The organism is Citrobacter sp. RHBSTW-00570 (assembly GCF_013739755.1).
GTDB classification, from domain to species: domain Bacteria; phylum Pseudomonadota; class Gammaproteobacteria; order Enterobacterales; family Enterobacteriaceae; genus Citrobacter; species Citrobacter braakii.
Window position 1 is genome coordinate 491,605 of the sequence record NZ_CP056399.1, and the last position, 21,521, is coordinate 513,125.

21 protein-coding genes are annotated in these 21,521 nt (G+C 53.2%); 9 read left to right on the forward strand and 12 right to left on the reverse strand.

What is annotated here, in order from left to right; all coding sequences use genetic code 11:
- Nucleotides 1-7 precede the first annotated feature (7 nt).
- Nucleotides 8-4,468 carry a glutamate synthase large subunit gene (gene gltB, locus HV237_RS02390; protein ID WP_135107964.1) on the reverse strand — a complete coding sequence of 1,487 codons (4,461 nt, stop codon included), beginning with the start codon at nucleotides 4,466-4,468 and terminating at the stop codon, nucleotides 8-10.
- Nucleotides 4,469-5,152: 684 nt separating this feature from the next.
- On the opposite strand from gltB, the gene HV237_RS02395 reads away from it, so the two are divergent.
- The 4 genes from HV237_RS02395 (at nucleotide 5,153) to mtgA (ending at nucleotide 10,185) form a co-directional block, all read left to right on the forward strand.
- The gene (locus HV237_RS02395; RefSeq protein WP_135107965.1) at nucleotides 5,153-6,082 is read left to right on the forward strand and encodes a TIGR01212 family radical SAM protein; all 930 of its coding nucleotides are present in this window, start codon (nucleotides 5,153-5,155) and stop codon (nucleotides 6,080-6,082) included.
- A 167-nt stretch (nucleotides 6,083-6,249) separates the two neighbouring features.
- Nucleotides 6,250-8,586: an aerobic respiration two-component sensor histidine kinase ArcB gene (gene arcB / locus HV237_RS02400; protein WP_016154693.1), complete on the forward strand. Its 2,337-nt coding sequence runs from the start codon at nucleotides 6,250-6,252 to the stop codon at nucleotides 8,584-8,586.
- Between the two features lie 229 nt (nucleotides 8,587-8,815).
- Nucleotides 8,816-9,469 (forward strand): isoprenoid biosynthesis glyoxalase ElbB, encoded by a 654-nt coding sequence (elbB, locus tag HV237_RS02405; protein WP_047358524.1) that lies wholly within the window; start codon nucleotides 8,816-8,818, stop codon nucleotides 9,467-9,469.
- Nucleotides 9,466-10,185 (forward strand): monofunctional biosynthetic peptidoglycan transglycosylase, encoded by a 720-nt coding sequence (mtgA, locus tag HV237_RS02410; protein ID WP_016157575.1) that lies wholly within the window; start codon nucleotides 9,466-9,468, stop codon nucleotides 10,183-10,185. Before elbB ends, mtgA begins: the two co-directional genes overlap by 4 nt.
- A gap of 85 nt (nucleotides 10,186-10,270) precedes the next feature.
- Here the strand turns inward: mtgA and npr are convergent, their stop codons facing one another.
- The 11 genes from npr to HV237_RS02465 all read right to left on the reverse strand — a co-directional run bounded on the left by npr (nucleotide 10,271) and on the right by HV237_RS02465 (nucleotide 18,190).
- Nucleotides 10,271-10,543, reverse strand: a complete 273-nt coding sequence (gene npr, locus HV237_RS02415) for a PTS phosphocarrier protein NPr (protein WP_003828770.1) — start codon at nucleotides 10,541-10,543, stop codon at nucleotides 10,271-10,273.
- Complete coding sequence (gene rapZ / locus HV237_RS02420; RefSeq protein WP_003025085.1) at nucleotides 10,540-11,394, reverse strand: RNase adapter RapZ; 855 nt, start codon at nucleotides 11,392-11,394, stop codon at nucleotides 10,540-10,542. The genes npr and rapZ overlap by 4 nt, the downstream gene beginning before the upstream one ends.
- A gap of 45 nt (nucleotides 11,395-11,439) precedes the next feature.
- A complete protein-coding gene (gene ptsN / locus HV237_RS02425; RefSeq protein ID WP_016154690.1) occupies nucleotides 11,440-11,931 on the reverse strand; it encodes a PTS IIA-like nitrogen regulatory protein PtsN in 492 nt (163 codons plus the stop codon).
- Nucleotides 11,932-12,014: 83 nt separating this feature from the next.
- On the reverse strand, nucleotides 12,015-12,302 hold the full coding sequence (gene hpf, locus HV237_RS02430) for a ribosome hibernation promoting factor (protein WP_003025078.1): 288 nt from the start codon (nucleotides 12,300-12,302) through the stop codon (nucleotides 12,015-12,017).
- 22 nt (nucleotides 12,303-12,324) lie between these two features.
- Complete coding sequence (gene rpoN / locus HV237_RS02435; RefSeq protein ID WP_016154689.1) at nucleotides 12,325-13,758, reverse strand: RNA polymerase factor sigma-54; 1,434 nt, start codon at nucleotides 13,756-13,758, stop codon at nucleotides 12,325-12,327.
- Nucleotides 13,759-13,804: 46 nt separating this feature from the next.
- Entirely contained in the window at nucleotides 13,805-14,530 is a 726-nt protein-coding gene (gene lptB, locus HV237_RS02440) for an LPS export ABC transporter ATP-binding protein (protein ID WP_003025073.1), read from the reverse strand.
- Nucleotides 14,531-14,536: 6 nt separating this feature from the next.
- Nucleotides 14,537-15,085, reverse strand: coding sequence for a lipopolysaccharide ABC transporter substrate-binding protein LptA (gene lptA / locus HV237_RS02445; RefSeq protein WP_047358523.1), 549 nt, complete (start codon nucleotides 15,083-15,085; stop codon nucleotides 14,537-14,539).
- Nucleotides 15,054-15,629: an LPS export ABC transporter periplasmic protein LptC gene (gene lptC / locus HV237_RS02450; RefSeq protein WP_047358522.1), complete on the reverse strand. Its 576-nt coding sequence runs from the start codon at nucleotides 15,627-15,629 to the stop codon at nucleotides 15,054-15,056. The genes lptA and lptC overlap by 32 nt, the downstream gene beginning before the upstream one ends.
- Nucleotides 15,626-16,192: a 3-deoxy-manno-octulosonate-8-phosphatase KdsC gene (gene kdsC, locus HV237_RS02455; RefSeq protein ID WP_047358521.1), complete on the reverse strand. Its 567-nt coding sequence runs from the start codon at nucleotides 16,190-16,192 to the stop codon at nucleotides 15,626-15,628. Before kdsC ends, lptC begins: the two co-directional genes overlap by 4 nt.
- Before the next feature lie 20 nt (nucleotides 16,193-16,212).
- Nucleotides 16,213-17,199: an arabinose-5-phosphate isomerase KdsD gene (kdsD, locus tag HV237_RS02460; protein WP_016154685.1), complete on the reverse strand. Its 987-nt coding sequence runs from the start codon at nucleotides 17,197-17,199 to the stop codon at nucleotides 16,213-16,215.
- A 13-nt stretch (nucleotides 17,200-17,212) separates the two neighbouring features.
- Complete coding sequence (locus HV237_RS02465) at nucleotides 17,213-18,190, reverse strand: calcium/sodium antiporter (protein ID WP_016154684.1); 978 nt, start codon at nucleotides 18,188-18,190, stop codon at nucleotides 17,213-17,215.
- 214 nt (nucleotides 18,191-18,404) lie between these two features.
- Between HV237_RS02465 and mlaF the strand changes: the two genes are divergently transcribed.
- From mlaF to mlaB, 5 genes are read left to right on the forward strand one after another with little or no spacing between them, the layout of a single operon-like run.
- The gene (gene mlaF, locus HV237_RS02470; RefSeq protein ID WP_016154683.1) at nucleotides 18,405-19,217 is read left to right on the forward strand and encodes a phospholipid ABC transporter ATP-binding protein MlaF; all 813 of its coding nucleotides are present in this window, start codon (nucleotides 18,405-18,407) and stop codon (nucleotides 19,215-19,217) included.
- 7 nt (nucleotides 19,218-19,224) lie between these two features.
- A complete protein-coding gene (gene mlaE, locus HV237_RS02475; protein ID WP_003025053.1) occupies nucleotides 19,225-20,007 on the forward strand; it encodes a lipid asymmetry maintenance ABC transporter permease subunit MlaE in 783 nt (260 codons plus the stop codon).
- 4 nt (nucleotides 20,008-20,011) lie between these two features.
- Nucleotides 20,012-20,569: an outer membrane lipid asymmetry maintenance protein MlaD gene (gene mlaD, locus HV237_RS02480; RefSeq protein WP_047358545.1), complete on the forward strand. Its 558-nt coding sequence runs from the start codon at nucleotides 20,012-20,014 to the stop codon at nucleotides 20,567-20,569.
- Nucleotides 20,570-20,587: 18 nt separating this feature from the next.
- Nucleotides 20,588-21,223, forward strand: coding sequence for a phospholipid-binding protein MlaC (gene mlaC, locus HV237_RS02485; RefSeq protein WP_016154681.1), 636 nt, complete (start codon nucleotides 20,588-20,590; stop codon nucleotides 21,221-21,223).
- On the forward strand, nucleotides 21,223-21,516 hold the full coding sequence (gene mlaB, locus HV237_RS02490) for a lipid asymmetry maintenance protein MlaB (protein ID WP_016154680.1): 294 nt from the start codon (nucleotides 21,223-21,225) through the stop codon (nucleotides 21,514-21,516). Before mlaC ends, mlaB begins: the two co-directional genes overlap by 1 nt.
- The last annotated feature ends 5 nt before the right edge of the window (nucleotides 21,517-21,521 follow it).

The following is a 21,521-nucleotide window of genomic DNA, read 5'->3' on the forward strand; positions in this document are numbered from 1 at the left end:
CTACCCCTTACTGCGCCTGCACACGCAGCTCTGCTGCGCTACGACTACGGTGACCCAACAGTGCTTTCACATCACTGGATTTCGGTTTTACCAGCGCGAATTTCGCCGAGAATGCTGGCCAGTTCGCCAGGATCTCTTCGCCGTGTGAAGAACCGGTATGTTGTACGTGCTCGGTAATCAGGCCGCGCAGGTGTTCCTCATGAATAGCCAGCGAGTCCACGCTCAGTACTTCTACCAGTTCCGGGTTCACGCGTTTGCGGAATTCACCGTCTTCGTCGAGCACGTAGGCGAATCCGCCGGTCATGCCCGCACCGAAGTTGACGCCGGTTTTGCCGAGAATACACACGATGCCGCCGGTCATATATTCACAGCCGTTGTCGCCAATACCTTCAACCACGGTAATAGCGCCGGAGTTACGCACCGCAAAACGCTCACCCGCACGACCCGCAGCAAACAGGCGGCCACCGGTAGCACCATACAGGCAGGTGTTACCAATGATGCTCGCCTCATGGCTACGGAAAGCAGAGCCAACCGGAGGGCGCACTGCCAGCAGGCCGCCCGCCATGCCTTTACCGACATAGTCGTTGGCATCGCCTGTCAGATACAGCTCCACGCCGCCCGCATTCCACACGCCGAAGCTCTGGCCTGCGGTACCGCTGAAGTGCGCTTTAATCGGGTCAGATGCCAGCCCCTGATCGCCATGCGTCTGAGCGATATAGCCCGACAGCGATGCGCCGACGGAACGGTCGGTGTTGCGTATATCGAACCAGAAGGTTTTGCTCTGGCGCTCGTCGACAAACGGTTTCGCCTGCTGTAACAGCTGGGCGTTCAGCACGCCGTTATCAAACGGCGGATTGTTTTCAGTGCAATGCAGCGCTTTACCTGGATGCGGTTCAGCGGTTTCCAGCAGACGAGACAGCTCCAGTTTCTGCTGCTTGGCGGTAAAACCTTCCAGCTCTTTGAGCAGGTCGGTACGACCAATCAGATCCACCAGACGTTTCACGCCCAGTTGCGCCATCAGCTCGCGGGTTTCGCGGGCGATAAATTCAAAGTAGTTAGTCACTTTGAACGGCAGGCCGTGATAGTGGTTCTTACGCAGTTTGTCATCCTGAGTTGCCACGCCGGTTGCGCAGTTGTTCAGATGGCAAATACGCAGGTATTTACAGCCCAGCGCGACCATGGGGCCGGTGCCGAAACCGAAGCTTTCTGCACCCAAAATTGCCGCTTTAATGATATCGACGCCGGTTTTCAGACCGCCATCGACCTGCAGACGGATCTTGTGACGCAGACCGTTAGCCACCAGCGCCTGCTGGGTTTCCACCAGACCGAGTTCCCACGGGCAGCCCGCATACTTCACGGATGAGAGCGGACTTGCACCGGTACCGCCATCGTAGCCGGCAATGGTAATCAGATCCGCATAGGCTTTCGCCACGCCGGTCGCAATAGTGCCGACGCCCGGTTCGGAAACCAGCTTCACCGAGATCATCGCTTTCGGGTTAACCTGTTTCAGGTCGAAAATCAGCTGCGCTAAGTCCTCGATAGAGTAGATATCGTGGTGCGGCGGCGGGGAGATCAGCGTCACGCCCGGCACCGAATAACGCAGTTTGGCGATGTACGGGGTGACTTTATCACCCGGTAACTGACCGCCTTCGCCCGGCTTCGCGCCTTGAGCGACTTTAATCTGAATGACATCAGCATTGACCAGGTACGCTGGGGTTACGCCAAAGCGACCGGAAGCCACCTGCTTAATGCGCGACACCTTGTTAGTGCCGTAGCGTGCCGGATCTTCGCCGCCTTCACCGGAGTTCGAGTTACCGCCGATGCTGTTCATGGCTTCGGCCAGCGCCTCGTGTGCTTCCGGGCTTAATGCCCCGATAGACATCGCTGCGGTATCAAAGCGTTTAAACAGTTCGGTTGCGGGTTCTACTTCGCTAATGCTTACGGCTTCATCGCCAGGTGTAATCGCCAGCAGATCGCGCAGCGTGGCCGCCGGACGCTCATTGACCAGCTTTGCATATTCCTGATAGTCGCTGTACTCGCCGCTTTGTACTGCCTGTTGCAGCGTGCGCACCACGTCCGGGTTGTAGGCGTGGTATTCGCCGCCGTGAACGTACTTCAGCAAACCGCCCTGGCTGATAGGCTTACGCGCCAGCCAGGCAGGTTTGGAGAGGTTCAGCAGATCCTGCTGGAAGTCGGTAAAACCCGCGCCGCTGATGCGACTGACCACGCCCTGGAAGCATAAAGCCACAACATCATCGTGCAGACCAACGGCTTCAAACAGCTTCGAGCAGCGGTAAGAGGCGATGGTCGAGATGCCCATTTTGGACATGATTTTGTACAGACCCTTGTTGATGCCGTTACGGTAGTTCAGCATCACGGTCCGGTAATCTTTGGCAATCGCTTGAGTGTCGATCAGACGTCCCAGCGTTTCATACGCCAGATACGGATAAATGGCTGTCGCGCCAAAACCGAGCAGAACGGCAAAATGGTGCGGGTCACGGGCGCTGGCGGTTTCAACGATGATGTTGGCATCGCAACGCAGGCTTTGTTCTACCAGACGTGTTTGTACTGCGCCAACGGCCATCGGTGCCGGAACCGGCAAGCGGTTTTTTGCGATATTACGGTCAGAGAGCACCAGCAGCACCGTGCCGTTACGCACCATCTGTTCAGCCTTATCGCACAATGCTTTGACGGTCTCTTCGAGCGTGGTTTCGGTCACGTCGAAGGTGATATCCAGTCGGTCAGCGCGATAATGCTCCTCTTTCATGGTGGTGAGCTGGGTGAAATCGGAGTACAGCAGGATCGGCGACTTAAAGCTCAGACGGTGCGCCTGACCTTCGGCTTCGCAGAAGACGTTCATCTCACGACCGATGCTGGTGGCCAGCGACATGACGTGCGCTTCACGCAGCGGGTCGATCGGCGGGTTGGTGACCTGGGCAAACTGCTGGCGGAAGTAGTCATAAATGATGCGCGGCTGGCTGGAGAGCACGGCAAACGGGGTATCATCACCCATTGAACCGACCGCTTCCTGACCATTTTCACCGAGCACGCGGATAACGGAATCCAGCTCTTCAGCGCTGTAGTTAAACTGTTTCTGGTAGCTGGCGAGGGTGTCATCGTCCAGTTCACGGCTGCCGACCTGATCGTCAGCCAGGTCTTCGAAAGGCACCAGACGGCGGACGTTCTTCTCCATCCACTCTTTGTAGGGGTGGCGGCTTTTCAGATCGTCATCGGTTTCAGCTGAATGCAGAATGCGCCCGCTACGGGTATCGATAACCATCAGCTCCCCAGGGCCGACGCGACCTTTCTCAACCACTTCATCCGGCTGATAATCCCAGATCCCGACTTCAGAAGCGCAGGTAATCAGCTTGTCTTTGGTGATGACGTAGCGCGCCGGACGCAGGCCGTTGCGGTCAAGGTTACAGGCGGCAAAGCGACCGTCGGACATAACGATACCCGCCGGACCATCCCACGGCTCCATGTGCATGGAGTTAAAGTCGAAGAACGCGCGCAGCTCCGGGTCCATATCCGGGTTGTTCTGCCAGGCCGGCGGCACCAGTAAACGCATGGCGCGGATGATATCCATCCCGCCAGCCAGCAGCAGTTCCAGCATGTTATCCATTGAGCTGGAGTCGGAGCCGGTTTCGTTAACGAACGGTGCGGCGTCGTGCAGATCAGGGATCAGCGGCGTCTGGAATTTATAGGTACGGGCGCGTGCCCACTGGCGGTTGCCGGTGATGGTGTTGATTTCACCATTGTGCGCCAGGTAGCGAAACGGTTGCGCCAGCGGCCAGCGTGGTACGGTGTTGGTGGAGAAGCGCTGGTGGAACAGGCAGATGGCCGATTCCAGACGCAGGTCCGCCAGGTCCAGGTAAAAGCGCGGCAGATCCGCCGGCATACACAGACCTTTATAGATATTGACCAGGTTCGACAAGCTACAGACGTAGAAGTCTTTATCTTCCTGGAGGCGTTTTTCGATACGACGGCGCGCGATGAACAGGCGACGCTCCATATCACGCGGACGCCAGCCCGCAGGGGCATTAACAAAAATTTGCTCGATACGAGGCAGGGAGGAGAGCGCAATTTCACCGAGAACACCTTCGTTAGTCGGCACATCGCGCCAGCCGACAATCGACAGGGTCTCCTGCTGTAATTCTTCTTCTACAATGCGACGAGAAGCCGCTGCCAGCTCAGCGTCTTTATTTAAAAAGATCATGCCGACGGCGTAGTTTTTGGCTAAACGCCAGCCGCGCTCTTGCGCTACGATGCGGAAAAAGCGGTCAGGTTTTTGTAACAGCAGGCCGCAACCATCGCCGGTTTTTCCATCGGCAAGAATTGCGCCACGGTGCTGCATGCGGGCCAGTGCGTGTATGGCGGTACGCACTACCTTGTGGCTAGGTTCGCCTTCTATGTGGGCGATCAGGCCGAAACCACAGTTATCCCTCTCAAGGGATTTATCGTACAACATATCAGTGAACCTCCCCAGGCTCTGCGGGATTCCCATCTGGACCGTTGCGCACGGGCACACCAAGAGCATGGCGACGGGGTTTGCGTGTCATACGCTTACCTCGCATTCGCCCTCTTTATCCTTTTCGCACAGGTCAAACAAGTTTGAGGACTTGCTTCAGAGGGAATCTCAATTACTGCATAAATATGATGAGCAGACTGCTCATCCAGAAAGCTTCCAGCGGATTTCCAAGTTATCGGGAATCCACACACAGGTCAAATGGCAATCTTATTTATGCAAAAATGTGCTATTGGGCAATTAACTTTATGAAAATATTGAAATAAAAGGGTTTTATACATTGATATAACCTGAGGAGGATGCCCTGGGAAGTGTGATCTGTCTCACTGTAAGATAGGCCGGATATCTCTCGTCCTCCCTTTGTTTATCGATATACTTGGCATTTTATGCTGGTTTTTAGAGTTTTGGCGTCTTAAAGATACTGTTTTTACGCTGAGAGTATAAGAAGATAAAAAAAACAGCTGGATATAAGGAAAAGTAATTATATTTTTAGTGAATGAAATTTCGATTATTTTGATTTGTTATGCAATAAATAAAGGCTCGCCAGGGCGATTGATCCAGGTCATCGCCGACTGGGGCAAAAAATGGCAGGCTTTGGCCTCTTTTCAAGGCGCGGTCTACCAGATTATGCAGTTACAGAAATTAGTCAATATGTTTGGTGGGGATCTTTCTCGCCGTTATGGGCAAAAGGTTCATAAACTCACGCTGCACGGCGGCTTTAGCTGTCCAAACCGTGATGGCACCATCGGACGCGGCGGATGTTCTTTCTGTAATGTCGCCTCGTTTGCCGATGAAGCACAGCAGCACCATTCAATTGCCGAGCAGCTTGAGCATCAGGCGCAGTTGGTCAATCGCGCCAGACGCTATCTGGCCTATTTCCAGGCTTATACCAGCACCTTCGCGGAAGTACAGGTGCTGCGTTCGATGTATCAACAGGCGGTCAGCCAGGCCAACATCGTCGGGTTATGCGTTGGGACCCGTCCCGACTGCGTGCCGGATGCGGTACTCGATCTGCTTTGTGAGTATAAAGACCTCGGCTATGAGGTATGGCTGGAGCTCGGTCTGCAAACTGCGCATGACAAAACTCTGCACCGGATTAACCGCGGCCATGATTTTGCCTGCTATCAGAACACCACGCGGCTGGCGCGCGAGCGCGGGCTGAAAGTGTGCTCACACCTGATTGTTGGCCTGCCGGGAGAAGGACAGGCAGACTGTCTGCAAACCATGGAACGTGTGGTGGAGACGGGCGTTGACGGTATTAAGCTGCATCCGCTGCATATTGTGAAAGGCAGTACGATGGCAAAGGCCTGGGAAGCTGGACGGCTGAACGGAATTGAACTGGATGACTACACGGTTACCGCCGGGGAGATGATCCGCCATACGCCGCCAGAGGTGATTTATCACCGAATCTCTGCCAGCGCGCGTCGCCCAATGCTGTTGGCTCCGCTATGGTGTGAAAACCGCTGGACCGGGATGGTCGAACTGGATCGCTATCTCAATGCTCATGGTGTTCAAGGCTCTGCGCTTGGCACTCCGTGGATTCAGCCTGGGAGCTAACCATCCGGCAATCTGCGCCTGCTTGCCTGATGACGCTACGCTTATCAGGCCCACGTTGAATCTCTCCTCGGTCATTTCACCGATAACCTCCGCATTTCTTGCACAATCTTCAACGTCACGCTGAGAATTGAGTATTATTGTGCCAAGTTGTCGTGAAGGAACCCTCTATGAAGCAAATCCGTATGCTGGCGCAATATTACGTCGACCTGATGATGAAATTGGGTCTGGTGCGCTTTTCGCTGTTATTGGCGCTGGCGCTGGTCGTGTTGGCGATTGTGGTGCAGATGGCTGTCACCATGGTGCTGCATGGCCAGGTAGAAAGCATTGATGTTATCCGCTCTATCTTTTTTGGTCTGTTAATTACCCCCTGGGCCGTCTATTTTCTGTCAGTGGTGGTGGAGCAACTGGAAGAGTCCCGGCAACGCTTGTCACGACTGGTACAAAAGCTGGAAGAGATGCGCGAGCGCGATCTCAAGCTCAATGTGCAGTTAAAAGATAATATTGCCCAGCTTAATCAGGAAATTGTTGAGCGCGAAAAAGCCGAAGCGGAGCGCCAGGATACGTTCGAGCAGTTGAAGGTTGAAATCAAAGAGCGCGAAGAAGCGCAGATTCAGCTTGAGCAGCAGTCTTCCTTTTTACGCTCTTTCCTTGATGCCTCGCCGGATCTGGTTTTTTATCGTAATGAAGATAAAGAATTTTCTGGCTGTAACCGTGCCATGGAACTGCTGACCGGCAAGAGCGAAAAGCAGTTGGTGAATTTAAAACCGGCTGATGTTTACTCCCCTGAGGCGGCAGAAAAGGTCATTGAAACCGACGAGAAGGTGTTCCGTCATAACGTCTCGCTCACCTACGAACAGTGGCTGGACTATCCTGACGGGCGCAAAGCCTGCTTTGAAATTCGCAAAGTACCTTACTATGACCGCGTAGGTAAGCGGCATGGTCTGATGGGTTTTGGGCGCGATATTACCGAGCGTAAGCGTTATCAGGATGCGTTAGAGCGCGCCAGCCGCGATAAGACCACCTTCATTTCTACCATCAGCCACGAACTGCGCACCCCGCTTAACGGCATTGTCGGCTTAAGCCGGATCCTGCTGGATACGGATCTGACCGCTGAGCAGGAAAAATACCTGAAAACAATCCACGTCTCTGCCGTGACGCTGGGGAATATTTTCAACGATATTATCGACATGGATAAAATGGAGCGACGTAAAGTTCAGCTCGATAACCAGCCGATCGATTTCACCAGCTTTATGGCGGATCTGGAAAACCTCTCTGGCCTGCAGGCGCAGCAAAAAGGGCTGCGTTTTGTACTTGAGCCGACGTTACCACTGCCGCATAAGGTCATTACCGACGGCACGCGTTTGCGCCAGATTCTGTGGAATCTGATCAGCAACGCCGTGAAGTTTACCCAGCAGGGGCAGGTAACCGTGCGGGCGCGCTATGACCAGGGGAATATACTGCATTTCGAAGTTGAAGATTCCGGGATCGGTATTCCGCAGGATGAGCAAGATAAAATCTTCGCCATGTATTATCAGGTGAAGGACAGCAATGGCGGCAAACCGGCAACGGGAACCGGGATTGGTCTGGCCGTATCGAAGCGTCTGGCGAAAAACATGGGCGGTGATATTACGGTCTCCAGCCAGGCTGGCAAAGGCTCCATCTTTACGCTGACCGTGCATGCGCCTGCGGTAGCGGAAGAGATTGAAGACGCCTTTGAAGACGACGACATGCCGCTGCCAGCCCTGAATGTGCTGCTGGTGGAAGATATCGAACTGAACGTTATTGTCGCGCGTTCAGTGCTGGAAAAACTGGGCAACAGCGTGGATGTCGCCATGACCGGGAAAGCCGCGCTGGAAATGTTCACGCCGGGCGAATATGACCTGGTGCTGCTGGATATTCAGCTACCGGATATGACCGGTCTGGATATCTCGCGCGAGCTGACGCAAAAATACGCCCGTGAGGACCTGCCGCCGCTGGTTGCGCTTACCGCCAACGTTCTGAAAGATAAAAAAGAGTATCTGGACGCGGGAATGGACGACGTGCTGAGTAAGCCGCTGTCGGTTCCGGCGTTAACCGCCATGATCAAAAAATACTGGGATACCCGAAACAAAGAGGAGAGCACTGTGACATCTGAAGAGAGCAGTAAATCGCAAGCGCTGTTAGATATTCCTATGTTGGAACAATACCTCGAGCTGGTGGGACCGAAGTTAATAACCGACGGGCTGGCGGTGTTTGAGAAGATGATGCCGGGATATTTGAGCGTGCTGGAGTCCAATCTGACCGCACGGGATAAAAAAGGCGTTGTTGAGGAAGGCCATAAAATTAAAGGCGCGGCAGGTTCCGTGGGGCTGCGCCACCTGCAACAGTTAGGTCAGCAAATCCAGTCGCCAGACCTTCCAGCCTGGGAAGATAATGTTGCTGAATGGATTGAAGAGATGAAGCAGGAGTGGCAGCACGACGTGGCGGTATTGAAGGCCTGGGTGGCGAGCGTGGAAAAAAAATGACCCCGGCTTGACCGGGGTGCGCGAATACTGCGCCAACACCAGGGAAATCGTGGCTGCGCCGTAAATTATTATCATTGTTTACAAGGGCGCAGCCCTAATTTTCAGGCCGCACGCAGTTAAGATAGCAAATCTTAAATAATTTGTTACATGAATCAGTTAAATGTGTGAAGCGTAGCATTTAAATCATAATAACTAATATGTTTCAGCCAGTTGAGAAAGGAGTATCACGATGAAAAAAGTGGGTGTAGTGCTCAGCGGATGCGGCGTGTATGACGGCGCAGAGATCCATGAAACTGTTCTCACGCTTCTGGCGATTGCCCGCAACGGTGCTCAGGCCGTCTGTTTCGCACCGGATAAACAACAAGCGGATGTGATTAATCATCTGACCGGCGAGCCGATGCAGGAAACGCGTAATGTGCTGATTGAAGCCGCCCGTATAACACGCGGTGATATTCGCCCACTTGCTCAGGCAGTCTCAACGGAACTGGATGCGTTGATCGTGCCAGGCGGGTTTGGCGCGGCCAAAAATCTGAGCAATTTTGCCAGCCAGGGCAGTGAGTGCCGGGTTGATAGCGACTTAGCTGCGCTGGCGGTGGCTATGCATCAGGCGGGTAAGCCGCTGGGATTTATGTGCATTGCGCCTGCCATGTTACCTAAAATTTTTGACTTTCCGCTGCGTCTGACCATCGGTACTGATATTGATACGGCAGAGGTGCTGGAAGTGATGGGCGCTGAGCATGTGCCTTGTCCGGTTGATGACATTGTCGTTGATGAAGACAACAAAATCGTCACTACTCCCGCCTATATGCTGGCGCAGGACATCGCTCAGGCCGCGAGTGGTATCGATAAACTGGTATCACGTGTGCTGGTGCTGGCTGAATGAGAAAAGGAGTTACCGCCTTTCTGCGACGTATCTTTCTGCGGGCGGTCGTTGTCCTCGCCGTATTCTGGGGCGGGGGCATCGCACTTTTCAGCGTGATGCCAGTCCCTTTCTCTGCCGTGATGGTCGAGCGGCAACTGAGCGCATGGCTGTCCGGTGATTTCGGTTATGTGGCGCACTCAGACTGGGTGAGCATGGATGAGATCTCACCGTGGATGGGACTGGCGGTGATCGCCGCGGAGGACCAGAAGTTTCCCGAGCACTGGGGATTCGATGTTTCCGCTATAGAGAAAGCGCTGGCGCACAACGAACGTAATGAAAACCGTATTCGCGGGGCGTCGACGTTATCGCAACAGACGGCAAAAAACCTCTTTCTGTGGGATGGACGTAGCTGGGTGCGTAAAGGTCTTGAAGCCGGGCTGACGCTGGGTATGGAAACCGTCTGGAGCAAGAAGCGTATTCTGACCGTTTACCTGAATATTGCTGAGTTTGGTGATGGGGTTTTCGGCGTGGAGGCAGCGGCGCAGCGCTATTTCCATAAGCCAGCCAGTCGGCTGAGTCTGTCTGAAGCGGCCTTGCTGGCGGCGGTATTACCCAATCCTTTGCGTTTTAAAGCGAATGCGCCTTCTGGTTATGTACGTAGCCGTCAGGCGTGGATTATGCGCCAAATGCGCCAGCTAGGCGGTGAGTCGTTTATGCGGGAAAATAAGCTGTATTAACGGGTTTATTGCCGGATACGGTCCGGCCTACGGGAGAGTGACGTTGCCGTGTAGGCCTGATGAGCGCAGCGCTTCAGGTACTCGACTAATCTTCATCAAACCCTGAATTAAACAGGGCAATCACCGCTGCCAGGGCTTCCACTTCCTGTGGACCCGTGGCTTCAACTTCTATCTGACGCCCTTTGGCGGAATCCAGCATCAGCAGAGCGATAACACTGTTTGCCTCGGCTTCCGTTCCTTCATCATTACGCAGCAAAACTTCTGCTTCAAAACCCTGCATCAATTCAAACAGTTTCATGGCTGGGCGAGCATGCATACCCAGCTTATTCGTGATTTCAACGGTTTGCTTCACGGTCATGATTTACGTTTTTCCAGCGTACGATGGCGTGACTGTACGTTTTTACCGCGTGAGCGGAAGTAGTCTGCCAGCTGCTCTGCAATATACACCGAACGGTGTTTCCCGCCGGTACAGCCGATAGCTACGGTGAGGTAGCTGCGGTTGTTGGTCTCCAGCATGGGTAACCATAGCTCAAGATAGCTGCGAGTCTGGTAGATAAAATTGTGTACTTCTGTGTGCCTGTCAAGGAAGGCGGCGACGGGGCGGTCAAGACCGGTCATCGGGCGCAGCTTCGGATCCCAGTGCGGGTTAGGCAGGAAACGCACGTCAAAGACGTAATCCGCATCAATTGGGATACCGTGTTTGAAACCAAAGGATTCGAATACCATCGTCAATTCGCGTTCACGCTTGCCCAGCAGGCGGGTACGCAACATTTCCGCCAGTTCGTGCACGGACATTTCGGAGGTATCCACGATCAGGTCAGCACGAGAGCGCAGAGGCTCCAGCAAATCGCTTTCCTTATCGATAGCGCTCTCCAGAGATAAGTTCTTGCTGGAAAGAGGATGCAGGCGACGCGTGTCGCTGTAGCGGCGAATCAGGGTGTTACGATCGGCGTCAAGGAACAGCAACTGTGGTGAGAAGCCTTCAGGCAGATTGTTCATTGCCTGCTCGAAAATCTCTGGGGACTCAGGCATGTTGCGCACATCAATGCTGACGGCCGCAGAAATCTGGCGATCGGCCAGAGTACGAGCCAGATCGGGCAACAGCACTACGGGAAGGTTATCCACGCAGTAAAAACCCATATCTTCCAGCGCTCGCAGGGCGACAGATTTTCCTGACCCCGAACGACCGCTGACGATCATCAGTACCATGTACTGTTTCTCCTCACAACGACAAAAAAGGATGCCATTGGGTTGTTATGCTTCATCCAGTCCACCTTCGGTGTCCGTGATGATTTGATACAACTCCTGGTCACTCTGTGCTGCGCGCAGGCGGCGGCAGATGGTTTTATCGGCCAGACGTTTGGCGACCAGCGACAACGTATGCAAATGCGTCTTGGTTTGGTCTGCCGGAACCAGCAGGGCGAAAAGCAGATCGACGGGTTGATTATCAATGGCGTCGAAAGCAATTGGCGTTTCAAGTTGCACAAACACGCCAACTGCGCGCATCGTGTCTTCTTCCAGCTTTCCGTGCGGGATAGCAATTCCATTACCGATGCCGGTACTGCCCATTTTTTCACGCGTCAGAATGGCTTCAAATACCACCTGAGAGGGCAAGCTGAGCTGTTTTGCCGCCAGTTCGCTGATGATTTCCAGCGCGCGTTTCTTGCTTTGGCAGTGAACGCCAGCGCGTGTACATTCCTGGTTAAGAACATTGCTCAGTTGTAGAGTCGTATCGTTATTTGTCATAATTTCACCTAAGCGCTAACTGTACAAATGGCCCGTTGTGCTACACAACAGGCCGTCCTGCACCCGCTAACTGCCCGGACAAGTTAGTGCTGTTTCAGTTTATCTTTATGTTTTGTTAACTGCCGAGCCAGTTTATCAATTAAACCGTCAATGGCGGCGTACATATCCTGACCTTCCGCGCTGGCATGAATTTCGCCACCGTTCACATGCAGTGTTGCATCCGAGATATGTGTCACCTTCTCCACTTTCAACACAATATAGACCTGATTAATCCGGTCGAAATATTGTTCTAGCTTGGCGAATTTTGTATTAACAAAATCGCGTAAGGCTTCAGTGATTTCGACGTTGTTTCCAGTGATGTTGAGCTGCATAGTGTCTTCCTTATCGGTTGGGTCAGACCAGCTGTTTGCGCTGGTTCGACGGCGGAATGGATAAAGACTCTCGGTACTTCGCAACAGTGCGGCGTGCCACCATGATACCCTGTTCTGACAGCATAGAGGTTAACTTGCTGTCACTCAGCGGTTTCGCGGGGTTTTCCGCAGCAATTAATTTCTTCACCAGTGCACGTATAGCTGTGGATGAGGCTTCGCCTCCGCCTTCAGTGTTAACGTGACTGGAAAAGAAATACTTCAATTCAAAAATGCCGCGCGGACTGTGCAGATACTTTTGCGTGGTCACTCGGGAAATGGTCGATTCGTGCATCTCGACGGCCTGGGCGATATCCGCCAGCACCATCGGTTTCATAAACTCTTCGCCTTGATCAAAGAAGGCTTGCTGCTGTTCAACGATACAGCGACTGACGCGCAGCAGCGTATCATTGCGACTTTCCAGGCTTTTAATCAGCCACTTTGCATCCTGCAGATTGCTACGAATAAACTGGCTGTCAGCATCGTTGCGCGCGCTGTTGCACATGGCGGCGTAGTGCTGGTTAATCTGCAACCGTGGAATGCTGTCGCCGTTGAGTTCGACCACCCAGCGATCGTTATGCTTACGCACCAGTACATCCGGAATAACGTATTCTGGCTCCCCGGTCTGGATAGACTGCCCAGGTCTGGGGTCCAGGGACTGAATAAGATTGACGGCTTCTTTCAGCACATCTTCTTTCAGCCGGGTTACGCGCATCAGCGTGCGGAAGTCATGGTTGGCTAACAGATCGAGGTGATCGCTGATGATCAGGCGCGCTTCTTCCAGCCACGGCGTGGCTTTATCAAACTGTGAAAGTTGGATCAATAAGCAGTCGCGGAGATCTTTGGCCGCCACGCCCACGGGATCAAAACGCTGAATGCGTTTAAGCACGGCTTCGATTTCGTCCATGCCGACGTCGTCATCGCCCATGCTTTCGAGAATATCGTCCAGGGTTACGGTGAGATAACCGGTTTCGTCTACCGCATCAACAATGGATGTCGCAATTGCGCGATCGGTATCCGAGAACGGGGTCAGCTCCACTTGCCACATCAGGTAATCCTGCAGCGATTGTGTGGTCTCACCCTGATACACAGGCAGTTCGTCGTCGATGTAATCCCCGCTGGTGCCAGAAGGTGTACCGGCGGTGTAAATTTCATCCCAACTGGCGTCAAGTGGCAGCTCCTCTGGCATCTCTTTTTGTTCGAGAGCATCTGCGGTGTCGAGGGATTCGCTGTCCTGTTTTTCCTGGGTATCAATTTCGTCGTGAAGATCGGTTTGCTCGAGCAGTGGGTTACTTTCCAGCGCTTGCTGAAGTTCTTGCTGAAGTTCCAGCGTGGACAGCTGCAACAGACGGATAGCCTGTTGTAGCTGAGGCGTCATCGCCAGTTGTTGGCTAAGCCTGAGTTGCAAACCTTGCTTCATGTTCAGAGTTGTTCTCTCCTGCGGTGACGTGAAGTCTTCTACCCTATCAGAGTCTGAAGTCTTCCCCAAGGTATACGCGTTTAACGTGCTCATCCTGCAGTATTTCTGTTGGCGTGCCATGCGCGATCAGGTGGCCCTGACTCACGATGTAGGCGCGCTCACACACTGCCAGCGTTTCGCGAACGTTATGGTCGGTAATCAGCACCCCAAGCCCGCTGTCGCGCAGATGTTCGATGATCCGTTTGATATCAATAACGGAAATCGGGTCAACACCGGCAAACGGTTCATCCAGCAGGATAAATTTCGGATTCGCGGCCAGTGCGCGGGCGATCTCCACGCGGCGTCGTTCACCACCGGAGAGCGACTGTCCCATGCTGTCACGCAGGTGTTCGATGTGGAACTCTTCCATCAGCTCGTTGGCGCGATCTTCCCGCTGCTCGCTGGTAAGATCGTCACGAATTTGCAGCACCGCCATCAGGTTATCAAACACGCTCAGGCGACGGAAAATAGACGCTTCCTGCGGCAAGTAGCCGATGCCGCGACGCGCGCGCGCATGCAGAGGCAGTAGGCTGATGTCTTCGTCATCAATGATAATGTTGCCCGCATCACGTGGGACAATGCCGACCACCATGTAAAAGGTCGTTGTCTTGCCCGCACCGTTAGGACCGAGCAGACCGACGATCTCCCCGGAGTTGACGGTCAGACTGACATCTTCCACCACACGGCGGCCCTTATAGGCTTTTGCAAGGTTCTTTGCAGTTAATGTTGCCATAACGAATCAGTTACCTTTTTTCTCTGCCGGAGCCTTGTTTTTGTCCTGCAACTGCGACGGTACCAGAACGGTGGTGACGCGTTTGCCTTTATCGCTGAAGGCCTGCATTTTCTGCTCTTTCACCAGATAGGTGATCTTATCGCCTGTGATGTTGCTATCGAGCTGTTCCAGGTAAGCCTTACCGGTGAGAACGACGAAGTCTTTCGCCAGTTCATAATGCATGTGTGAGGCGTGGCCTTTAACCGGTTTACCGTTGTCCTGCATCTGGTAAAAGGTTGCAGGATTACCGTAGCCATCAATGACTTCTTTACCGTCTTCACCGCCAGGGCGGGTCACGACGACTTTATCGGCGTTAATTTTGATGGTGCCCTGAGTCACAATCACGTTGCCAGTAAAGGTCACCACATTGCCTTGCATATCAAGGGACTGCTGGTCCGACTCAATGTGAATCGGCTGCTCGGTATCGCCGGTGACGGCGAATGCCGGGATGCTGGCGGCCAGAAGTGAGCTGGCAAGCACAAGATTAAGGCTGAGTTTGTTTGTTTTGGATTTCATATGAGGTTCTAACCTTTTCAATCAGCTCGGCGTTCTTGCTGCGTAAGTTGCCGCGCATCTTCAGTCCGCTGGAGTTAAATGTTGTGCCATATAACGTGACGAGATCATCGGAAGTGACGTCTTGTGTCACCAGGTTAATCTGTGCGTTATCGGTCGTCATTCTGCGTAGTTGAGAGTCGGGCACCAGGGCGTTGACCTCAACATGGCCGTACAGATATAGCATCCGATCGTTGGTCAATTTGGCTTTATCAGCCTTGATCGTCCAGGTCGGTACTTTATCCTTATCAAATGTGGTTAATACCGGTTGAGTAAACCACGAAACCGCTTGTTCCGAATAATATTCAACGTTTTGCGCGATCAAGTGATAGCTCAGTGCGCCTTCGGGACTATACACAACGGTATCAGTATGTTCGCTCTTATAGGTTGGCTCGTTGTTATTTACGACGACCTCAGCGGTGTCGTCTTTGTCTGCCAGATTAATACCAATCATCACAAGGACAGCCAGCGACAGTAGAATGATAACCCAACGTCTGGTTTTGCTCATATCGATTGCCCTTTGGCCTCGTCCAGTTTGCCCTGCGCCAGGAGTAATAAATCGCAGACTTCACGTACCGCGCCGCGTCCCCCATCGATGCGGGTGACATAATCGGCCCGCGGGATCAGCAAAGGATGAGCATCCGCCACCGCCACGCTTAATCCCACTTGTGTCATCACCGGCCAGTCGATCAGATCATCGCCAACGTACGCAACATTTTCAGGAGCGATCGCCAGTTTGCTAAGGAGATCGTTAAAGGCGACCAGTTTGTCTGACTGCCCCTGATACAAATGCGTGATCCCCAATGTGGCACAGCGATCTTCTACAAGTTTAGCCTTTCGTCCGGTAATAATGGCAACCTCGATACCGGAAGTGAGCGCACAGCGAATTCCGTAACCATCGCGGACGTTAAAAGCCTTCAGCTCTTCACCGTTGTTGCCCATATAAATCAGACCATCAGACAGTACGCCATCCACATCCAGGATCAGCAAACGGATGTTCTCTGCCCGGGTGATAACGTCTGTGCTGACGGGTCCATAACAGGTCGCAAGCGACGCACCTGCTTTACTCATTTTCTTTATCCTTGAGTTTCTTACACTACACCTGCACGCAGCAGATCATGCATATGTAACACACCAAGTAACCGGTCGCCATCAGCAACCATTACCGAGGTGATATGGCGGGACTGCATTAAGTTCAGGGCATCGACGGCAAGAATGCCCGGACGCACGCGAATGCCGCCAGGGGTCATCACATCGGCAATGCCTAACTGGCGAACATCAACGCCCATATCGAAGACGCGACGTAAATCGCCATCGGTGAAAATACCGTCAATCTTCATGTCATCATCGCAAATGACGGTCATGCCGAGATTTTTACGCGTGATCTCAAGTAAGGCGTCACGCAGGCTGGCGCTTTTAGTCACATGCGGGATCTCATCGCCCGTATGCATAATATCGTTAACGCGCAGTAAAAGCTTACGGCCTAGTGCGCCACCGGGATGAGATAACGCAAAATCTTCCGCGGTAAAGCCACGCGCTTTTAATAATGCCACGGCTAGCGCATCGCCCATCACCAGCGTTGCGGTCGTGCTGCTGGTCGGCGCCAGGCCTAACGGGCAAGCTTCCTTAGGCACTTTAACACACAGATGCACATCTGCCGCACGCGCCATGCTGCTTTCCGGACGACCGGTCATGCAGATAAGCGGTACATGAAGACGTTTTAACACCGGGATTAACGCCGCTATCTCATTGGATTCACCGGAGTTAGAGATGGCGATGACTACATCCTGCGGCGAGACCATGCCCAGATCGCCATGTGCGGCTTCGCCTGGATGCACGAAAAATGAGGGGGTGCCGGTGCTGGCAAATGTTGCTGCCATTTTCCGCCCGATATGTCCAGATTTCCCCATCCCCATCACTACAACTTTGCCCGGGCAGCTGAATATTTTCTCGCAGGCGAGAGTAAAATTTTGGTTGATGTACTGATCAAGCTCCGCCAGGCCTTCACGTTCAATTGCCAGGACTTCCTTGCCTGCTTGCTGAAAGTCAAAACCCGGTTGCAACTCTAAGTGCGACATAATGCGTTTCCAGTTATCCAACGAGAAGTGGCGATAACCAATACAGCATCGCCAGCCATATGATAAAACCGCCGGTCAGCAGCGCACCCGCGCCGCGACCAATCTGGCGCGGACGTCGCCAGCAGAGTAGTGCAAAAATTACGCTCACCAGCAGCATGACGCTATAGTCACGGGTGAAGGCCATCGGATTGACTTCCCCCGGCGTAATCAGCGCCGGCAGTCCGAGGACGATAACAATATTAAAAATGTTCGCGCCGATGATGTTGCCGACGGCAATATCGTTTTCGCCTTTACGCAGACCCGCAATTGCCGTTGCCAGCTCCGGCAGGCTGGTACCAATGGCGACCACAGTCAGCCCGATGGTGAGTTCGCTCATGGCGAAGTAGTTCGCCAGTACAGTTGCGTTATCTACCACCATACGCGTTGCCATTGGCATAATAATTAGCGCAATACCCAACCACAAAAAGGCGACCGGTAACCCGCCTTCGCGCGGCAGTTCCGCGATCTGCTCGCGGGTCAGGCTGTCGTTACCTTGTCGCTCAGCCAGACGGGCGATTTTAACAATGAATAACAGCCATAGCACGGCCAGAAGCAGAAGAAAGAAACCATCGCTGCGACTCAATTGCCCGTCATACAGGACCGATGCGGCTAAGATGCTTACCAGCAACATTAGCGGTAATTCACGACGCAGAACATCAGAATGCACGGTAAAAGGATGAATCAGCGCCGACAGGCCTAAAATAAGCAGAATGTTGGTAATGTTAGAGCCGATGGCGGTACCGACGGCTAAATCAAGCTGCCCGTTCATCGATGCGGCAACGGAGACAATTATCTCGGGTAACGATGTACCAATGCTGACCACGGTCATCCCGATGATAATGGGGGGAATACCGAAGTTTCGACATAAAATGGATGCGGCAAATACCAGTCGGTCGGCACCGTAGACCACCAGAAGTAAACCAATTATTAACAGCGCCGTCGCTAAAAGCATCTAAAGTCCTTTCTTCAGGTATACTCGCCGGTCCACTTGAAGGATTTCTGGAAGCCGTCACGAATTCTTAATTTTGACTTTATGCGGCTAAAAAGTAAAACAAATGCCAGCTTTCGCTAACCAGGACAGGTAATAATCTGTAAATATGTTGGGTTCAGGGCTAAATTGAGCGCCAAACTCTTCGATCAACGAGGCAATAGTAAAGGATGAATCAATGGGTCAGTCTGTGGCGAATCTAATCGATATGCGCGATGTCAGCTTTTCCCGAGGCGACCGCTGCATCTTTGATAATATTTCCCTGACGGTGCCGCGTGGTAAGGTGACGGCGATCATGGGGCCATCAGGCATCGGCAAAACTACGCTGTTGCGTCTGATCGGCGGACAAATCTCCCCCGATAAGGGCGAGATCCTGTTTGACGGCGAAAATGTCCCGGCCATGTCCCGTTCGCGTTTATTTACCGTGCGTAAGCGCATGAGCATGCTATTCCAGTCTGGTGCGCTGTTTACTGATATGAATGTGTTTGACAACGTTGCATACCCGTTGCGCGAGCATACAACGCTGCCTGCGCCGCTGCTGAAAAGCACGGTAATGATGAAGCTCGAGGCCGTTGGCCTGCGGGGCGCGGCAAAATTAATGCCTTCTGAATTATCCGGTGGGATGGCGCGTCGTGCCGCGTTAGCACGTGCTATCGCGCTGGAGCCAGACCTTATTATGTTTGATGAGCCGTTCGTCGGCCAGGATCCCATCACCATGGGCGTGCTGGTGAAGCTGATTTCTGAACTGAACAGCGCACTGGGCGTCACCTGCGTGGTGGTTTCCCATGATGTGCCAGAAGTGCTGAGTATTGCGGATTACGCCTATATTATGGCGGACAAAAAAATAGTGGCCTACGGTAGTGCTCAGGCGCTGCAAGAAAATGCCGATCCGCGTGTGCGTCAGTTCCTCGATGGCATTGCCGATGGACCGGTTCCGTTCCGTTACCCGGCGGGCGACTACCACATCGATTTACTCAAAACAGGGAGTTAAGCCACCCATGTTGTTAAATGCGCTGGCATCACTCGGACATCGGGGAATAAAAACCCTCAGGACGTTCGGGCGAGCCGGATTAATGTTGTTCAATGCAGTTGTCGGCAAGCCGGAGTTTCGCAAACATGCGCCGCTGCTGATACGCCAGCTCTATAATGTCGGTGTCTTATCGATGCTGATCATTATTGTTTCTGGCGTGTTCATCGGCATGGTGCTGGGGTTGCAGGGATACCTGGTGCTGACGACCTACAGTGCGGAAACCAGCCTCGGTATGCTGGTGGCGCTGTCATTGCTACGTGAGCTGGGGCCGGTGGTTGCGGCGCTATTGTTTGCCGGGCGGGCCGGATCGGCCTTAACCGCAGAGATTGGCCTGATGCGGGCGACCGAGCAGCTTTCCAGCCTGGAAATGATGGCCGTCGATCCACTGCGCCGAGTGATCTCCCCGCGTTTTTGGGCCGGTGTCATTTCATTGCCGCTGCTGACGATTATATTTGTCGCGGTGGGGATCTGGGGTGGGTCGTTGGTTGGCGTAAGCTGGAAAGGTATTGATGCAGGCTTTTTCTGGTCGGCTATGCAAAATGCCGTCGACTGGCGTCTGGATCTGGTCAACTGCCTGATTAAGAGCGTGGTTTTTGCCATTACGGTCACCTGGATTGCATTGTTCAATGGTTATGATGCTATCCCGACCTCTGCCGGGATTAGCCGGGCAACGACACGCACCGTAGTGCACGCCTCTCTTGCCGTTCTGGGGCTGGATTTTGTGCTGACCGCACTGATGTTTGGGAATTGAGTTCATGCAAACGAAAAAAAATGAAATTTGGGTTGGGTTATTCCTGCTGGTTGCGCTGCTGGCCGCGCTGTTTGTCTGCCTGAAGGCGGCGAACGTCACCTCAATGCGTACTGAACCGACTTATACGATTTATGCGACCTTTGATAATATCGGCGGTCTGAGAGAGCGCTCTCCGGTGCGGATTGGCGGGGTCGTGGTAGGACGCGTATCGGACATCTCGTTAGATCAGAAAACGTACCTGCCGCGCGTGACGCTGGAAATTGAATCGCGTTTTAACCATATTCCTGACACCAGTTCTCTGAGCATCCGTACTTCCGGTCTGTTGGGCGAACAGTATCTGGCATTGAACGTAGGTTTTGAAGATCCTGAGCTGGGAACGTCTATCCTCAAAGATGGCGGTACGATTCAGGACACGAAATCTGCGATGGTGCTGGAAGATATGATTGGTCAGTTCCTTTACAACAGCAACAGTAAAGGTGATGACAATAAGAATTCTGGCGATGCGCCAGCCGCAACTGAAGGCAATAATGAAGCCACTACGCCTGTGGGCGCAACGAAATAATCTCAGGAGAATCGACGTATGTTTAAACGATTGATGATGGTGGCTATGCTGGTGATTGCTCCACTTAGCGCGGCAACCGCAGCGGACCAGACGAACCCGTACAAACTGATGGATGAGGCGGCGCAGAAGACGTTTGACCGTCTGAAGAACGAGCAACCTAAAATCCGTTCCAACCCGGATTACCTGCGTCAGGTGGTCGATCAGGAACTGCTGCCTTACGTGCAGGTTAAGTATGCAGGCGCACTGGTACTGGGCCGCTACTACAAAGATGCGACACCGGCTCAGCGTGACGCCTATTTCGCCGCATTCCGTGAATATCTGAAGCAGGCTTACGGTCAGGCGCTGGCGATGTACCACGGCCAGACCTATCAGATTGCCCCTGAGCAGCCGCTGGGTGATGCGACCATCGTGCCTATCCGCGTAACCATCATCGATCCAAACGGTCGTCCTCCGGTACGTCTGGATTTCCAGTGGCGTAAAAATTCCCAGACGGGTAACTGGCAGGCGTATGACATGATTGCTGAAGGCGTAAGTATGATCACCACCAAACAGAATGAGTGGAGCGACCTGCTGCGTACGAAAGGTATTGATGGCCTGACGGCACAGCTGAAATCTATTTCTCAGCAGAAAATCACGCTGGAAGAGAAAAAATAATGACGCAGTCACTCACCTGGATGCGTGAAGGCGACAAGCTGGTGCTGGTGGGAGAGCTGGATCAGGACGTGTTAAACCCATTATGGGATGCGCGAGTTGAGGCGATGAAAGGGGTATCCTGCATCGACCTGAACCAGATTTCCCGGGTGGATACCGGTGGTCTGGCATTACTGCTGCACCTGATTAATGAGGGCAAGCAGCAGGGGAACAGCGTTTCGCTCGCTGGCGTTAACGATAAAGTGTACACGCTGGCGCAGCTTTACAATTTGCCTGACGACGTTCTTCCGCGTTAATTTTT

Bases quoted from the DNA above. Each gene is read 5' to 3' on its own strand.
- mlaE (WP_003025053.1), top strand. From the start codon at position 19,225: ATGTTGTTAAATGCGCTGGCATCACTCGGACATCGGGGAATAAAAACC.
- rapZ (WP_003025085.1), bottom strand. From the start codon at position 11,394: ATGGTACTGATGATCGTCAGCGGTCGTTCGGGGTCAGGAAAATCTGTC.
- lptC (WP_047358522.1), bottom strand. From the start codon at position 15,629: ATGAGCAAAACCAGACGTTGGGTTATCATTCTACTGTCGCTGGCTGTC.
- mlaD (WP_047358545.1), top strand. From the start codon at position 20,012: ATGCAAACGAAAAAAAATGAAATTTGGGTTGGGTTATTCCTGCTGGTT.
- mtgA (WP_016157575.1), top strand. From the start codon at position 9,466: ATGAGAAAAGGAGTTACCGCCTTTCTGCGACGTATCTTTCTGCGGGCG.
- ptsN (WP_016154690.1), bottom strand. From the start codon at position 11,931: ATGACAAATAACGATACGACTCTACAACTGAGCAATGTTCTTAACCAG.
- rpoN (WP_016154689.1), bottom strand. From the start codon at position 13,758: ATGAAGCAAGGTTTGCAACTCAGGCTTAGCCAACAACTGGCGATGACG.
- lptA (WP_047358523.1), bottom strand. From the start codon at position 15,085: ATGAAATCCAAAACAAACAAACTCAGCCTTAATCTTGTGCTTGCCAGC.
- mlaC (WP_016154681.1), top strand. From the start codon at position 20,588: ATGTTTAAACGATTGATGATGGTGGCTATGCTGGTGATTGCTCCACTT.
- lptB (WP_003025073.1), bottom strand. From the start codon at position 14,530: ATGGCAACATTAACTGCAAAGAACCTTGCAAAAGCCTATAAGGGCCGC.
- arcB (WP_016154693.1), top strand. From the start codon at position 6,250: ATGAAGCAAATCCGTATGCTGGCGCAATATTACGTCGACCTGATGATG.
- hpf (WP_003025078.1), bottom strand. From the start codon at position 12,302: ATGCAGCTCAACATCACTGGAAACAACGTCGAAATCACTGAAGCCTTA.
- HV237_RS02465 (WP_016154684.1), bottom strand. From the start codon at position 18,190: ATGCTTTTAGCGACGGCGCTGTTAATAATTGGTTTACTTCTGGTGGTC.
- HV237_RS02395 (WP_135107965.1), top strand. From the start codon at position 5,153: ATGCAGTTACAGAAATTAGTCAATATGTTTGGTGGGGATCTTTCTCGC.
- mlaF (WP_016154683.1), top strand. From the start codon at position 18,405: ATGGGTCAGTCTGTGGCGAATCTAATCGATATGCGCGATGTCAGCTTT.
- kdsC (WP_047358521.1), bottom strand. From the start codon at position 16,192: ATGAGTAAAGCAGGTGCGTCGCTTGCGACCTGTTATGGACCCGTCAGC.
- elbB (WP_047358524.1), top strand. From the start codon at position 8,816: ATGAAAAAAGTGGGTGTAGTGCTCAGCGGATGCGGCGTGTATGACGGC.
- mlaB (WP_016154680.1), top strand. From the start codon at position 21,223: ATGACGCAGTCACTCACCTGGATGCGTGAAGGCGACAAGCTGGTGCTG.
- gltB (WP_135107964.1), bottom strand. From the start codon at position 4,468: ATGTTGTACGATAAATCCCTTGAGAGGGATAACTGTGGTTTCGGCCTG.
- npr (WP_003828770.1), bottom strand. From the start codon at position 10,543: ATGACCGTGAAGCAAACCGTTGAAATCACGAATAAGCTGGGTATGCAT.
- kdsD (WP_016154685.1), bottom strand. From the start codon at position 17,199: ATGTCGCACTTAGAGTTGCAACCGGGTTTTGACTTTCAGCAAGCAGGC.